Annotated in this window: 15 protein-coding genes; 14 read left to right on the top strand and 1 reads right to left on the bottom strand. The window is 30.4% G+C overall.

Annotated features, from left to right (window positions below):
• Positions 1-9 precede the first annotated feature (9 nt).
• From Z053_RS0102685 to Z053_RS0102620, 12 genes are all read left to right on the top strand, one after another.
• Entirely contained in the window at positions 10-459 is a 450-nt protein-coding gene (locus Z053_RS0102685; protein WP_025663489.1) for a hypothetical protein, read from the top strand.
• A gap of 183 nt (positions 460-642) precedes the next feature.
• A complete protein-coding gene (locus Z053_RS0102680) occupies positions 643-1,722 on the top strand; it encodes a glycoside hydrolase family 53 protein (RefSeq protein ID WP_025663488.1) in 1,080 nt (359 codons plus the stop codon).
• 608 nt (positions 1,723-2,330) lie between these two features.
• On the top strand, positions 2,331-2,849 hold the full coding sequence (gene lspA / locus Z053_RS0102670) for a signal peptidase II (protein ID WP_025663487.1): 519 nt from the start codon (positions 2,331-2,333) through the stop codon (positions 2,847-2,849).
• A gap of 175 nt (positions 2,850-3,024) precedes the next feature.
• Positions 3,025-3,744, top strand: a complete 720-nt coding sequence (locus Z053_RS0102660; protein WP_025663486.1) for a YARHG domain-containing protein — start codon at positions 3,025-3,027, stop codon at positions 3,742-3,744.
• Between the two features lie 95 nt (positions 3,745-3,839).
• Positions 3,840-4,232 carry a hypothetical protein gene (locus Z053_RS0102655; protein WP_025663485.1) on the top strand — a complete coding sequence of 131 codons (393 nt, stop codon included), beginning with the start codon at positions 3,840-3,842 and terminating at the stop codon, positions 4,230-4,232.
• Between the two features lie 3 nt (positions 4,233-4,235).
• Positions 4,236-4,730: a hypothetical protein gene (locus tag Z053_RS0102650; RefSeq protein WP_025663484.1), complete on the top strand. Its 495-nt coding sequence runs from the start codon at positions 4,236-4,238 to the stop codon at positions 4,728-4,730.
• A 172-nt stretch (positions 4,731-4,902) separates the two neighbouring features.
• Positions 4,903-6,012, top strand: a complete 1,110-nt coding sequence (locus Z053_RS0102645) for a helix-turn-helix domain-containing protein (protein ID WP_025663483.1) — start codon at positions 4,903-4,905, stop codon at positions 6,010-6,012.
• Between the two features lie 96 nt (positions 6,013-6,108).
• Positions 6,109-7,191 carry a S41 family peptidase gene (locus Z053_RS0102640; protein WP_025663482.1) on the top strand — a complete coding sequence of 361 codons (1,083 nt, stop codon included), beginning with the start codon at positions 6,109-6,111 and terminating at the stop codon, positions 7,189-7,191.
• Between the two features lie 184 nt (positions 7,192-7,375).
• Positions 7,376-7,582, top strand: a complete 207-nt coding sequence (locus tag Z053_RS0102635) for a hypothetical protein (RefSeq protein ID WP_025663481.1) — start codon at positions 7,376-7,378, stop codon at positions 7,580-7,582.
• Positions 7,583-7,902: 320 nt separating this feature from the next.
• Positions 7,903-8,604: a CPBP family intramembrane glutamic endopeptidase gene (locus Z053_RS0102630; protein WP_025663480.1), complete on the top strand. Its 702-nt coding sequence runs from the start codon at positions 7,903-7,905 to the stop codon at positions 8,602-8,604.
• 169 nt (positions 8,605-8,773) lie between these two features.
• Entirely contained in the window at positions 8,774-9,748 is a 975-nt protein-coding gene (gene bla, locus Z053_RS0102625) for a class A beta-lactamase, subclass A2 (RefSeq protein ID WP_025663479.1), read from the top strand.
• Positions 9,749-9,874: 126 nt separating this feature from the next.
• On the top strand, positions 9,875-10,414 hold the full coding sequence (locus tag Z053_RS0102620; protein WP_025663478.1) for an RDD family protein: 540 nt from the start codon (positions 9,875-9,877) through the stop codon (positions 10,412-10,414).
• Between the two features lie 345 nt (positions 10,415-10,759).
• Here the strand turns inward: Z053_RS0102620 and Z053_RS0102615 are convergent, their stop codons facing one another.
• Positions 10,760-12,943 (bottom strand): DUF5916 domain-containing protein, encoded by a 2,184-nt coding sequence (locus Z053_RS0102615; protein WP_035094823.1) that lies wholly within the window; start codon positions 12,941-12,943, stop codon positions 10,760-10,762.
• Positions 12,944-13,183: 240 nt separating this feature from the next.
• Here Z053_RS0102615 and Z053_RS27770 point away from each other — a divergent pair, with 240 nt between their 5' ends.
• Together Z053_RS27770 and Z053_RS0102605 are read left to right on the top strand one after the other, a co-directional pair.
• The gene (locus tag Z053_RS27770) at positions 13,184-14,248 is read left to right on the top strand and encodes a sensor histidine kinase (RefSeq protein ID WP_025663476.1); all 1,065 of its coding nucleotides are present in this window, start codon (positions 13,184-13,186) and stop codon (positions 14,246-14,248) included.
• On the top strand, positions 14,245-14,800 hold a 556-nt coding region (locus Z053_RS0102605; protein WP_025663475.1), incomplete at its 3' end, for a LytR/AlgR family response regulator transcription factor. The genes Z053_RS27770 and Z053_RS0102605, both read left to right, overlap by 4 nt.

Below are 14,800 nucleotides of genomic sequence, written 5' to 3'. Positions count from 1 at the left end.
TAATTAAATATGACGGATTTAGAAATCAAAAAGAATATAAGTGAGAAAGCTGTGGAATATGGAATACCTACAGAATATTCATTTTTATATGATGACTTATCCAACAACTTTAAAAAAGAATTCGAAAGCAATATTGATCAATCTGAATTTGGAATTCCAATAGTTAAGTTTGGGCATCGAAATGGTGACTGGTTAATCGTAGGAACGAAAAAACTAGCCATTAAAAGCGAGAAGTTGTACTTAATTGGAATCGAACAAATTAAAGGATTCGAAATCCCAAAATCAGAATCTGAGAAAGCAAAACAAAATCAACCGAATAGAATGATTCGGAAGTTTGAATACGAAGTATTAACTATAAATAATCATGATAGGAATTCAATAGATGTTTTGTTGAATAAAAAAATTGACTACTATGGTTTCTGGCACATAATGATACGTCTTCTGTATCTAAAAAAATAATGATAACACTATATAAGTGATCATAGCAGCTAAGTGATCAATCCACTGGTTATTGTATTTTTGGTAAGACGTAATGCTTGTAGCAAGAAAAAGTTAGCAACCAATGCGCAGAAAAACCGAAACGCAAGATAACATTTTGCTCTGCTACGACACATATATTAAACGTTGCCAGTAATTTGAAAAATGAATAGAACATTACAAATATTAATTACTTTTTTGATTTTCATTTCTTGTAATAAAGATGACATTAATGCACCAACTACAGAGAATGAAAATTCGACTTTTATTTCTGCTATTGACATATCAAGCCATCCTGAAATATCAAATTCAAATCCTACTTACTATGATTTGGAAGGAAATCAAAATGATTTCTTAACAATACTTAAAGATAATGGAATAAACACTATTAGATTGAGGCTTTGGGTAAATCCGAGTAATGAACACTCAGGATTTAATGAAGTAAAACAGTTTTCCCATACCTTAAAAACTAATGGTTTTAAAACTTGGTTGACTCTTCATTATTCAGATACTTGGGCAGACCCTGCTCATCAAGAAACCCCAATGCAATGGGTAGGTATTAATTTTACTCAATTGAAAGACAGCGTATATAATTATACGGAAAAAATTATGACCGAATTACAACCTGATTATATCCAGATTGGTAATGAAATAAATCCTGGATTTCTTCATCCACATGGACATATTACAAATAACTTTCAGCAATTTAAAGAACTAATGGATACTGCAATTGTAGCAGTAAGAACAAATAACTATGATACTAAAATAATCATACATTTTGCTGGCATTGAAGATTCTGATTGGTTTTATAATCAAGTGAGTGTTTTAGATTATGATATTATTGGCTTATCCTATTATCCAATTTGGCACGGAAAATCTTTAAATAACCTCAAAACTAAAATGCAAAATTTAAGTGAAACCTACAATAAAAAAATAGTTATTGCAGAAACAGCCTACCCTTTTACACTCGAATGGAATGACTGGACAAATAATATTGTAGGATTAGACGAGCAATTAATTCTTCCCAAATATCCAGCAACTCCTGAAGGTCAAAGAGATTTTATAAAACAAATAAAAACATTGGCCAAAGAATTAGAAAACGGAATAGGATTTTGTTATTGGGGTGCTGAATTAATTGCTTGGAAAGGAAATCAATCAACAGATGCTTCTGCATGGGAAAATCAAGCGTTGTTTGACTTTGATAATAAAGCCTTGCCTGTTTTGAGAGAATTTTTAAGTGAATAAAAATACTGGCAACAATGTATATAAAAAATAGTCGATATATTGCTAAATTCAAGGCTTGGTACTCGTACCAAACTTTAAGCTTAACCAAAAGTTTTATGCTTCGAAATCACCTACTTTTCATATACTAACCGTTGCAACTCATTGCGAACAAACTAAAAACCAAATTACTATGAATAAAAAAACATTTAATCTAATTCTTATAATAATGTCACCTATACTATTAATAGTATTGTTAGAATATGGTGTGTTTGAAAAATATTTAGCTTACATCTTAATTCCTATTTTAATAGCCTACTACTTTTTAGGCCAATATTCTGAAAGAAAATTTAAGAAATGACTTTTTGTAAAGACATAAATTAGATTTAGTTAAGATGTGTGAAATTTATGTATAATTTAGAAGTTAATTTATATTCAAAAAATACAGGTCTGAAATCTATTTTCAAAAAAGTAAAAGAACAATATATTTATGGTCTTTTAGTAAGTTACACTGATCGTATTGAAAAATATGGACATTAAAGATTAAGAATAAAAAAGTACATAACACTACCTAAACTGCATTAAAATGCAGCTTAACCAAACCGTCACAAGCAAACCGAAAAAGTAAAACTATGAAAGTAAAAAGACTGATTAAAATATTTGTTTCTTTAGTAATAATTTTCAGTAATATAAGCTGTGATCAGATTACAAAAGAAAAGGTTAGGGAGGAAATTTCTAAAAATGAAACTGTAAAAGTAATTGGTGACAACTTCATTCTAACAAAAGTTGAGAATACTGGAGCAGCTTTAAGTTTGGGAGAAAACCTTACTCCTAACTTAAAGATCATTTTTTTACAGGTTTTGCCTTTGCTAGTCCTTCTTTTTATGTTCATTTATATTGTTAAAGAAAATAAGATTTCGAAACTTAATCTGATTGGGTTTTCCTTTATTATTGGAGGTGGAATTGGAAACATATATGATAGAATATTATTTAATTCAGTAACAGATTTTATGTACTTGGAATACGGGTTTTTACACACAGGAATTTTTAATATGGCGGATGTTTCTGTAGTAGTTGGTACTCTTCTGATTTTATTAAATTCAGTAATATTGGAATTGAAAAAGCATGAGTTAAAAAAAGCCAGCTTGTAACATTATATATGAAATCAAAGCAATTTAGTAGCAAATCGAAAGGTCATTTCCTTTTTGCAATGGCGCCAGATTTTTATAAATTGAATAAGAAAAAAAATGCGCAAATAAATCAATTGGTATAGGTATGCTTGCCTTGCTCTGATTCATATATTTAGCATTGTGTACAATTACAAGGATGAGAAACCTATTAATAATATTCTTCATACTCACTACCAAGATAGTTTTCGGACAATATCTGGGTTATTCACCTATTGATGATTCAGATGTTGACAAATGGATACCAAAGTTTCAAATGGAATACTATGGAGTTTATAATTTTGGAGATTCGGAGGGAGAATCCACTCTGGTTTTGTTCAGTACGGGATCTGAAATAATTGCTCAAATAAAAAGTGGAAAATGGAATTCCGATATTAAAGCAACTGAATGGATTTTCCTTTATGATAATTTGACCAACGTTAAGATTGATGAGAATGAGCAGTTCACATCCGACCAATATCAAGGAGAATTCGTTATATATGAAAACAATGGAAAACGAATAAAGTGCTTGAAAATTTATGATTCGTGGAGTGAGGTATCAGAGAAAAAAGGAGAGTACGAACTTGGACGTAAAGCAAATCAAAAAGTATCTGAGACATATTATGGGCATTACGCAAATGCTTCATTTGAAAATCTAAATCCGGAAAACCTTGAAAAGATGTCATCTAAGGAACTTAAGATCATGAGAAACGAAATCTTTGCTCGATACGGATATAAATTTATAGAAGGAGGCAAAATGGATAATTATTTTAGACAACAAAATTGGTACAAGCCTCAACATACTGATGTTGACAAGTTTTTAACCTCTTTGGAAAAACGAAACATTGAGCTTATTCAACTTATGGAAGGAAGGCCTTAAATAAAAAGTATATAACAATTTGTATATTGCATTTGTACCCTTCGGGACATAAACGCACCATACAAGAGACGTTGTGTGTCATCAAAATCAAAATTATGGGAAGATGGATGGAAGCTTTAAACAAAAAAGAAGAAGTTGTGTTTGAGATGGCTCCTAACTTTCTTATTTATTGCTCAAAGCATTTACCAAAAAATATTAGAAATGAGTTCCCAATACTCTTAAATTTGGATCTTAATTCTAACGATTGGATAGACGAATTACAGACGTTTAAATCAGACAGAATATCTGAGCTGAAAAACGAAATTGAACGAGTTCGCAGGATACTGAATAATGAAGAGTTTACTCTTAATCTGAATAGGGAAAAGATATTAAAATTTTGGACTACGAAAGAGTATGATTTGAAAAATATAAATGACGATATAAACAGTTTAAAATCTTTCTTCACAAAGTCTATCGAACAAGATTTAGAGATAAAAATCTATTTATAAAATATGGAATTCAAAAGTTACATATTAGAATTAAAAATAATTCTTATTCTAATTACAATTTTGGGATTAGGATTGACTTTTGGAATTGAAACAGAACTGATCAATATTGACCTATCAAGCATTTTTATCTTGCTTACATCAGCTATTCTTTTTGTTGGAGTATACTGTTATTATGCAATTATGAATAATAACTTTATTCTGAATAGTGAAGAGATGCTAATTATAAATCGATTTTTATTCTTCAAAAGAGAAGAAAAAATTAGATTTGATAAAATAAAAAGCATCATATTTCGGGATGATACAAGTATCAATATGTTTTCAGGATATAAATGGATCGAAATAAAATATTTAGCGGATTCTCTATCATTGAAATCCAAAAAAGTGTATTGTAATGGAATGGAATATGATGCATTTGACGAGAACATTAATTTTCCAACTTTTGATGAGTTTTTTGATGAACTCGAAAGAAGAGGCTTAAATATTAAATGGACAAAATAACGAACCCAGCATTGTGTATAAATAATAGCCGTTTAAGTGATAAAACAAAAGGTTCGTGAGTGAAAACCCGGTACTACTCATACATGAAACGTTGGCAGCAATTAGAAAGTAAGTTGAAAAGAATGGAATAATTATTCTGTAAAACTTTAATCTTGTATAAAAATTAATAAAATTGACCTACCATGACTATCCGCTAGCAAATGCAATTATCCTGTTTGGGGCACTGCAAGGAATTTTACTGATTTTATTCCTCTTAAAAAAAAGTGGAAATTCATTAACATATCGGTTTTTCTCATTATTTCTTTTTTCATTAGCATATCTAAATTTATGGTACGCTCTATATTTTATGGGGATTCATGAAATTAATGGATTATCAATAAATGGTATTCCTTATCCCTATGAATTTTTAATGGGTGTAGGATTTTATTTTTATGTAAAAAGCCATAAAAATTCTGAGTCTTCGATTTACAAAAAAGAGTTTTTTTGGTTTATCCCTGCTCTTATCTATTCGCTATTAGATGTTTACTTCTATTCTATAAGTATTCAAGAAGATAGTAATAGAATTTATCGTGAACTTGAGAGTTCAGGGTTTTTCTTAGTGATAGAATATATTCGATTTATATTCAATGTAATTCTTGGAGTTTTAGCTATTCGTTTTTTAAGTAAAATAATGACTACTATTGAGTTAAGCACTAAAGACAACAGAACATTGAATTGGTTATTCCTTTTTTCAAGAGTTTTCATAACCTACAATCTATTGAGCTTACTCCTTACCATTATTACTTTTTTTCTTGATAAAACGAGTATCCTTGCTCTTAATCTATTCTATATAACATTTTTTATAAATACAATTTTCTTATACTGGATAGGCTATGTGGGATTTACAAAATATAATACTATACTTTCCACAATTACTTTAGCCCCCCAAAGCCATGATCAAAAGAAAAAGAGGCTCATCGAAGAAAAACTAAATCAAATCATGGAAATTGAAGAATTGTTTACCCAGAAAGATTTTTCACTTCCCAAATTGGCATTGGCGACGAATATATCTCATAAGGAACTCTCTAATTATATCAATACTGTCTATAAGTGCAATGTATCAGAATTCATTAATAGATATCGAGTGAACAAGGTGAAGGCGCTTATTGATGATTCAAATTTTAATCATTATACACTTGAGGCCATTTCATATGAAGCTGGGTTCAAATCAAAATCGTCATTCCATTCAATCTTTAAAAAACATACGGGCATAACTCCTTCTCGTTATAAAAAAGGGCTATAAAAAGTCCAATATTCTTCTTTTTGGCCTAATAACCGCCTTTTTTATGGGGTAATGCTATTTGTGCAAATTACTTTTGAGTAATGAAAACTTTATACGATGAAAAAAATAATTTATTTTGCTTTAGCTCTTATTACTGTACTCCTTTTATTTGCGAAATGTAAACGCAGTATTAATTCGGCAGATCAAGAAATTGAACAAAACTTAACTGTTCAAGATAGCATTCAAATTTTTTCTGATAGCTTATTTTATATATTAGAAAAAAATTATCTTTTTAAAGATGGAGTGTCTTGGAATAAGATAAAAATGCATTTCGAAAAAAATGCATTAATACATTCTACATTTGAAAGTTCTCTTAAAGAAAGTAAAGGCGTTTTCGACTCTATTGGTTGTAACCATTGCATGCTTTTTTCTGAAAACGGATACTATCCAGCAACTCCCAAAAAACAACTTTTATATAAAGATTATAGTTATGGATTTAGTAAAAAACAATCAGAAGGAGTCGAATTCTCTGTTTCCAAATTAGGAGATGCGTATGCTTATATTGTGATGCCAGGAATGCTTTTATTAGATATATCTCAGGAAGAACTTAATGCAAAAACACAAGAGATGTATGATGAAATTGTAATGCTAGACAAACACAATGATTTAAAAGGCTGGATTATAGATTTAAGATTTAACATAGGAGGGAATTCTTATCCCATGATTAATGCCCTATATCATTTACTGGGAGATAAAGTAGTATATAATATACTAAATATTGATAAAGAGATTAAAGAGGTTAATAAACTAAAAAACGGGAAATTCTATTCTGGTGAAAAAATAGAAACAGAGATTAATGTAACCAATGAAAAAATTGATACTAAAATTCCAGTAGCTTTAATTATTGGTAATTGGACTGCCAGTGCTGGGGAAACAGTTGTCTTAGGGTTTAAGGGAAGAGAAAATGTTATAGAAATAGGAGAACCAACCTATGGTTACCTTACGGGGAATGATTTGTTTGAATTGCCTTTTAAAGTCAAGGGTCCTTTAACAACTGGATATTTAGCAGATATGTATGGGAATTATTCTGAAAATTTAAAACCAGATATTCATATAAAAGAAGAAAAAAGCAATTTTAAAAACCTTCTAGAAGATCAAAATATTATTGAAGCAATTAAATTTATTGATTCTAAAAAATAAAAGCTGCCAACAACGTATATAAAAATAGTATTGATATTGAAGGAGATTCTTATAATCCTGCAAGTCGAGAATGGACTTGGTTGTATTTATCTAATAGAAGAATTGAAAATGAAAGTGCAGAAATAGGTCAATTAAAAGAAAACTCTGAAATATATAAAATTGAGTCCTCGAAAATTGAGTTTGGATGGTTTCTTGCTTACTTCTTAGCACAAGAGACAAGTGGAATAAAAATTATTCAGAATCCCATAGGCATATAAAAGGACGTTCTATTCTGACAGAAGAAGATGGAGGATATAGAATAGCAGGTAGTTCGAGTAAAAATTATTATTACGGTGATGAAAAACCAGAGTTATTAATTTATAAAACAGATCCAAAAGGAAACTTTGAATAAATGATTGTAGCCAATAACTTGTATATTGCATATACTCCCCTTCGCGAGTATTGAGAGTAGTTTTTTTAAATCAGATGAGTATGGCACAACTCTCGAATTGACAAACTTTTGTTAAATAATTATTTATGAATACAACTAGAACACTGAGTATCAAACCATGAGTATTTCTATATAGCTCACATCAAAATTATAGGCTATAAATACATGATTGGGTAATGTCATGTTGGTCAAAAATAAGTTAGATTTGCGAAGGACATAAGAGAAATATACCCGATCTAGTATGTGTAATTCTTGTACACTATTAAAAAAACAAAACATTAATGAACTTAATTAAAAACGAGACTATCGAATCAAAAATACTTGCTCTTATTCAGTTAATTTTGGTATATAGTTTTATTTTCAATCCCTGGACTTCTTTTCCTTATACATTTATAATAATTATTATTACTATACTATTATTCACCTATTGGAATGACAAAAGTTTAACTCGAATTGGACTACAACCTAACTTTAGTTTTTTAAAAACCATTGGGATAGCGCTGCTTCTTTTTGTTGTAACAATACCTATTTTAGATTTTATTATTCAACCACTGGTCAACAAAATCACTGGCGAAATAGCTGATTACTCTGCATTTAAGTCAATTGCCGGTAATTTTCCTAAATATTCTAAGTATTTTCTTTTTATTTTGATCAGTGCAGGATTCGGAGAAGAAATATTGTTTCGTGGTTTTCTGTTCAGACAATTGAAAATAATCATACCAGAATTTAAATTTAAAACCATATTAATTATTGTTCTGTCTGCTATATTTTTTAGCCTGCCACATCTTTATCAAGGTCCTAGTGGTTTGATTATGACATTTATATTTGGGATCATCTTTGCAACAGTATATGTGAAATCAAATTATAATTTGTGGGTAACAATACTACTTCATGGGCTTATCGATAGCATGTTTATTACACTAGCATATTTTGATAAATTAAATTATTATAACTTATCAAACGACTTATTTTTTGGGTATTAGAAAAAAAATAGGGTGTTGTAACTATCATAAGAATATGTATGTTAGTACTTCTGAATGGGTTAAAAATCATTTAGATTTGTGAATGATCCTATATAGAAATAATATAATAACAAATGCTATTATATCTTTGTTGGTGACAATTTTCAAAGACAAAATATAAAATTAAAGAATGAATAGAATATTCCAATTAACAGCTTTACTATTATTGCTTTTAACAAGTTGTACTACATCAAAAAGCAAAAGTGATTTGTTACGAAAAGAAAATAAGCAAATCGTATTGGACAAGATACCAAACAGCAAAACTGAACCGTTACGCAAAACTATTGAACAAATCGTATCGGATAAAAATGCGGTAGTTGGCGTTTCAATAATAGGAAATAATGGAACAGATACTCTTTCGCTAAACGGAGACAAACGATTTCCAATGCAAAGTGTGTTTAAGTTCCATATTGCATTAGCCGTATTGGCAGAGGTTGATAAGGGGATATTGTCATTGGACCAAACAGTAGTAATAGGTAAAGATGAACTTTTGCCAGAGGACTTTTGGAGCCCACTTAGAGATGAAAACCCGAATGGAGGCAGCTTTACAATTAAAAGGTTAATTCAGTACAATGTATCTCATAGCGACAACACAGCCTGTGACATTTTAATACGACTTATCGGAACACCTAAAACAGTTGAAGAGTACATAAAAAAGAGTGGTATAGAAGATATACAGATTACTTTCAATGAAGAAGGATTACAAGCAAAGTGGGAAAATATATTCCAAAATTGGACAACACCGAATGCAGCAAGTGAAACACTAAAACTATTCTTTGAAAATAAAAATAACTTACTTTCAAAAAGCAGTTATGATTTCTTTTGGGAAACTAATATAGATACAAAAACAGGAAAAAATAGAATAAGAGGACAATTACCAAAGGAAATAATTGTAGCCAATAAGACAGGTTGGTCAGGTACTAACAAAGAAACAGGAATTACTGCTGCGGTAAACGATATTGGAATTGTCTTTTTGCCAAATGGGAATTACTTTGTTGTCAGTGTTTTTGTAACAGATTCTCAAGAAGATTTTAAAACAAATGCAAAAATTATAGCGGATATTGCAAAAGCTACGTATGACTTTTATACTACACAAAAGATATAATAAACTGCCAACAACAATGTGTATAAATAATAGTGGTTTAAGTGATAAAACGAAAGGTTCGTGAGTGAAAATCCGCTACTACTAATACACACAACGTTGGTAACTATATATTAAAACAAATACTACATGATTGAAAATCCACAATATGCAAAATTCTGGGATAGAGTTGGCGCATATATAATAGATGGACTTATAGTCGGAACCCTAACCTTCGCATTGAATTATTTAAATATCACGAATTTTAAGAGTTTTCTCTTCTATCTCCCTATTACAGTAGCTGGAATTTTGTACAAACCATACATGGAAAGTTATTATGGAGCTACTTTAGGTAAAATGGCACTTAATTTAAAAGTAACAGATTTGAATTACAACAAAATTGATTTTAATAAATCTTTTTTGAGAAGTCTAATTATTATAATCCCTTCTCTTATCTACATTCCAGTTTATTATTTTGCCTTCGATAACCCTGAAATAACAAAATCAGAAGGATTTATGGAATTCTCTGTGGCATTGGCCTCTGCATATCCTACGACTTCTTTAATTATAAATATTTTTTCATTTATATTTATTGTTGACTTAATAGTACTTTTAAGTGAAGGAAATAAAAAACAAAGATCTTTAAAAGATTTTATAGCAAAAACCTATGTTATTAAATCTAAGGACTAAAAACAGTTGCTAGCAAAGTGCCCTATGTGCTCATAGCGACTAAGTGATTAATAAAATGGTTCTTATATTTTTATTAGGGTGTACTTCTGGTTCGAAAAAAAAGTTAGCAACCAGTATGCAAGAAAAACCGAAAAGCAAGGTAACATTTTGCCTTGCTCCGATTCATTTATTTAGCGCAAACCAACATTTAAAATTTGTATTTCTCTAAAATATCCTAACTCAAAAGTATTCCTTATTACCAATACACCTAGAGAACAAAAAATGTTAACAGCATATGAAATAGCTTATAGTTATGTAATCTATTTGTGAACTGATTAAACTTTACCAGTTCACAAATAGTAATCCTTAAAAATCAAACCTATAATTCATTTTAAAAGCTACACCCCAATTGTTGCGTATAATATCCTGATTATAATTATCTGAAATTACCAAATAGATATACGACAAGGGTTTGTACTCCCATTGCAAACGGCTATTGATATTAAAATTATCAAACTGAGTGTTGTACTGTAAATAGGTAGTCCAGTTTAACCGATTAGAAAAGAAAATTTCACCTGTAAAGCGTGCTAAATGAAATGTCTCTGTTCCTAATGCTTTTAAATCTATACCATTTCGTTCATATCGAACTTGTAACCGCGCTAAAGGCATTAATCTATATTGGGCATTAACACTAACTTGGTTTTTATATCCATTATAATAACTACCGTAACTAACATTACCTCCATATTGAAACTTTTTATTATCGGCAGAAGCATACCCCAAACCAGCATCTACATATCTATATTTATCTGCTATAATAGGATTTCCGTTATTCAATGGGTCAAACGCATATTTCAGGTTCACATACTCATATCGCAATCCACCATATAACAATGATTGGTTTTTAAATACTAAATCATTATTTACTCCTATGGTCGCTTGTGTAACATTGCCCTGATCATCCCAATAGGTTTGATTATACATATTTAAATAGCGGTGATTATCGATGGTTTTAGAATCTTTATAAAATTTAGTGAAAGTAATACGACCACTAGCTTGCGTGTACCCTTCTCGTATAGTGCTTTCTAAAATCGCATCATAATTATATAAACGTGGTACAAAACCAACATCTGTAATATAGTTTTTTTCTACTTTTCTAATCCCTGCATAACCAGATACATTTATGGTATTGTACCAAATTCCCAAATTATAAAAATTAGTATCTCCCGAAGTATCATTGGTATTACTACCCGCAAAATTTGCAAGTCCTGTCCATTTATTATTTTTTGATTGATAATTTAAGTTGATTCCTGCTACTCTATTATAATCATCTCTAAAAGAAAAATCATCTGTTTCCTGTCTATTGATAATAAACCCTGTTGTTGTAAAAGATTTGGATAATTGTTGTTGCACCACCAGAGCTCCATAATTCTGGGCAGGAGTATCATCTTTGGCTTTTGTTGCCACATTAAGTACCCCCAATCGTGTTGTTTTAGTAATGTTTCCAGATAATTTTAATCCGAAGGATATTTCGCTATCTGCCCCTATTCGTCTAGAATAAAAAGGATTTACTCCACTTACTCCCAAGCCCGTAAAAAGGTCGCTATTCTCTAAAAAGAAATTACGTCGTTCGGGAAAAAACACCGAAAAGCGACTTAAATTAGTTACTTGTCTATCTACATCTATTTGTGAAAAATCGGGGTTTATGGTGGCATCTAATTTTAAAGAAGAACTTACATTAAATTGTACATCTACACTTGGTTTTACCTTGGTCTTTTCGGTATCATTAGCAACATCTTCTGAATGATTCATAGTAACCGATGGCGTTACAGCAAATCGAGACGATTTATTCTCTGACAGATTTTCTACATCAAAGGTTTTAGCAAATCGTAAATCGAACTGTCTATAATTCCGATCTATTGGTGTGCTGGTTGTCCACTCATTTAATTTAATATTTCTGGTGTGAAACATGACTCCCCATTCTGGAGTATCTGCCTTATAGCCCAATGCCTTTAACGGGATTTCCACTTCGTATGTTTTTAAATTCCCTTTTGCAGAAGTCCTGGCATTCCACACCGTATTCCAACTCGTACTTATTCTAAAACCATCTCTACGCCTGGCTACTAATGCGTCTATTAATGCACCTCCCATATTAACAATAAAGAAATAACCAGATTGTTGTTGGTTATAGGTATCTATAATGATAGCAAACGAATCACTTTCTGCTCCAGAAGTTCCGATATCATCTCGTTTTAAAGATCCTATTTGAACATCGGGAACTGTATCATGATACACAGCACTTATGTACAATTTTTTTCCATTATGAAACATTTTTACTTCAGTTGTATTAGACGCCAAATCTCCATTATTGGGTATATAATTAAGGAATCCTCCTTCAGGAACCAGAGTATTCCATACAGATTCGTTTAGCTCTCCATCTAATTGAATACTACTGTCGCTAAAAATTATTTTCCCCTTCCCTAACTCAGATTGAGCCTGAACATGAAACATCACAAAAACTGATATTAAAAGAATTACAATTCTCTTCATTTACTTAAATTAAAAAGTTTAACAAGGTGTTTATATTTCAAAACACATTTAGGAAGTAAAGCTATCCGAAGTATGTATTCGTATTTTAAAAAGTAGACTAAGAGGTAATTTTCACGTCTGGAAAGTTGTATTTGAAAGAAACAAAGTTTAGTCTATTATATTTCTACTTTTAGCTACAAAAAACCAGTTTTAAGCTACTTTTAATTCTCATCCTCTTTAAAATTGTACTTTAGTGCGTATATGAGTAGTTTTAAAAAAACATCGGCATTTTTTAATATTCCGATAGTCAAACATTTTTTGTTTTGGCTTGGTATTTACATCTATTTTGTCGGCACTGTAAACATGACGTATTACAGTGGTTACAAAGAGGTTATAGAGCATTTTGCTATCTATATTATATGTCAGGTTATTGTGGCGTACATATGCCTGTATTTTTTGATACCACGTTTCTTAATACCGAAAAAGAATATTCGGTTTGCAATAAGCTTATTGTTGTTATTAGCTGGTGTATTTATCATTTTTGTAGGGTTTCATGAATATTATCATATCCCTAGATATTTTAAGTCTGGTGATAATGCTATCTATGATTCTAATACCATATTTTGGGAGAAATTATTAGATCCTCGTATCTTTTTTGGTAAGTCTACAATAATTTTAACACCAACAATATTATTAGTCGTCGCAAATTTTTATAAAGAAAAGCAGGATTATCTACAGCTCAAAGAGCAAAAAATAGCTACAGAATTATCGGTATTAAAACATCAGTTAAATCCACACTTCTTGTTTAATACCTTAAACAATTTATATGCTTTATCTATAGACAAATCTGACAAAGCTCCTGAGGTCATTGCAAAACTATCTGAGATCTTAGATTATATCCTGTATGGGTGTAATGACAAATATGTATCGTTGAAAAAGGAAATTGAACTCATAGAAAACTATCTCGATTTAGAAAAAGTGAGATATGATGATCGGGTAGATATTAGTTTTAATAATAATGTAGAAACCGATGTTAACATTGCGCCGCTAATTTTGTTAACTTTTATAGAAAATACGTTTAAACATGGGGTTGCGCATGAACTTAAGAAAGCATATATCCAGATAACGATAGCAGTAGAAGGAAAGTTTATACGATTTGACATTACAAACTCTATAGCAAAAAATGTGGTTTCTGCGAATAAAGAAACCATTGGATTAACGAACGTAAAAAAACAGCTGGAATTATTATATTTTGATGATTATTCATTAGATATTAACAAAGAAAACAATTGCTTTAATGTACGTTTAAAATTGCCTGTAAAATGACATACAAATGTTTAATAATTGATGATGAAAAGTTGGCTAGAGGGCTTATAAAAACACATTTGTCTCAATTAGAGGATTTCGAATTGGTGGCTTCTTGTGGTAGTGCCATTGAGGCTAGCATGATACTCCAAAAGGAAACCATAGATTTATTGTTTTTAGATATCGAGATGCCTGTTTTAAAGGGCACTGATTTTTTTAAAAACCTGGTACACAAACCCAAAGTTATTTTTACCACAGCTTATAGAGATTATGCTGTTGAAGGGTTTGAGCTAAATGCCGTTGATTATATTCTAAAACCTATAACTTTTCAGCGTTTCTTTAATGCTATAGAAAAATTTAGAACGTTACAAAGAGTCAGTAGTTCTGAGCCAGTCTCTACCCCAGAAAATAAAGATGCTTTTATCTATATACGAAAAGACAGAAAACAGGTAAAAGTGTACTTAGATGCTATTTTATATATAGAAAGTTTAAAAGATTATGTCAAAATACATTTAGAGAAAGAAAATCACATAACCAAGTCTAGTATATCGGCTTTTGAAGAAAAGTTAGACG

The organism is Aquimarina megaterium XH134 (assembly GCF_000520975.1).
Taxonomy (GTDB): Bacteria; Bacteroidota; Bacteroidia; order Flavobacteriales; family Flavobacteriaceae; genus Aquimarina; species Aquimarina megaterium.
The sequence above is the reverse complement of the archived record's forward strand: the minus strand, read 5'-3'. Positions and strand labels throughout refer to the sequence as shown.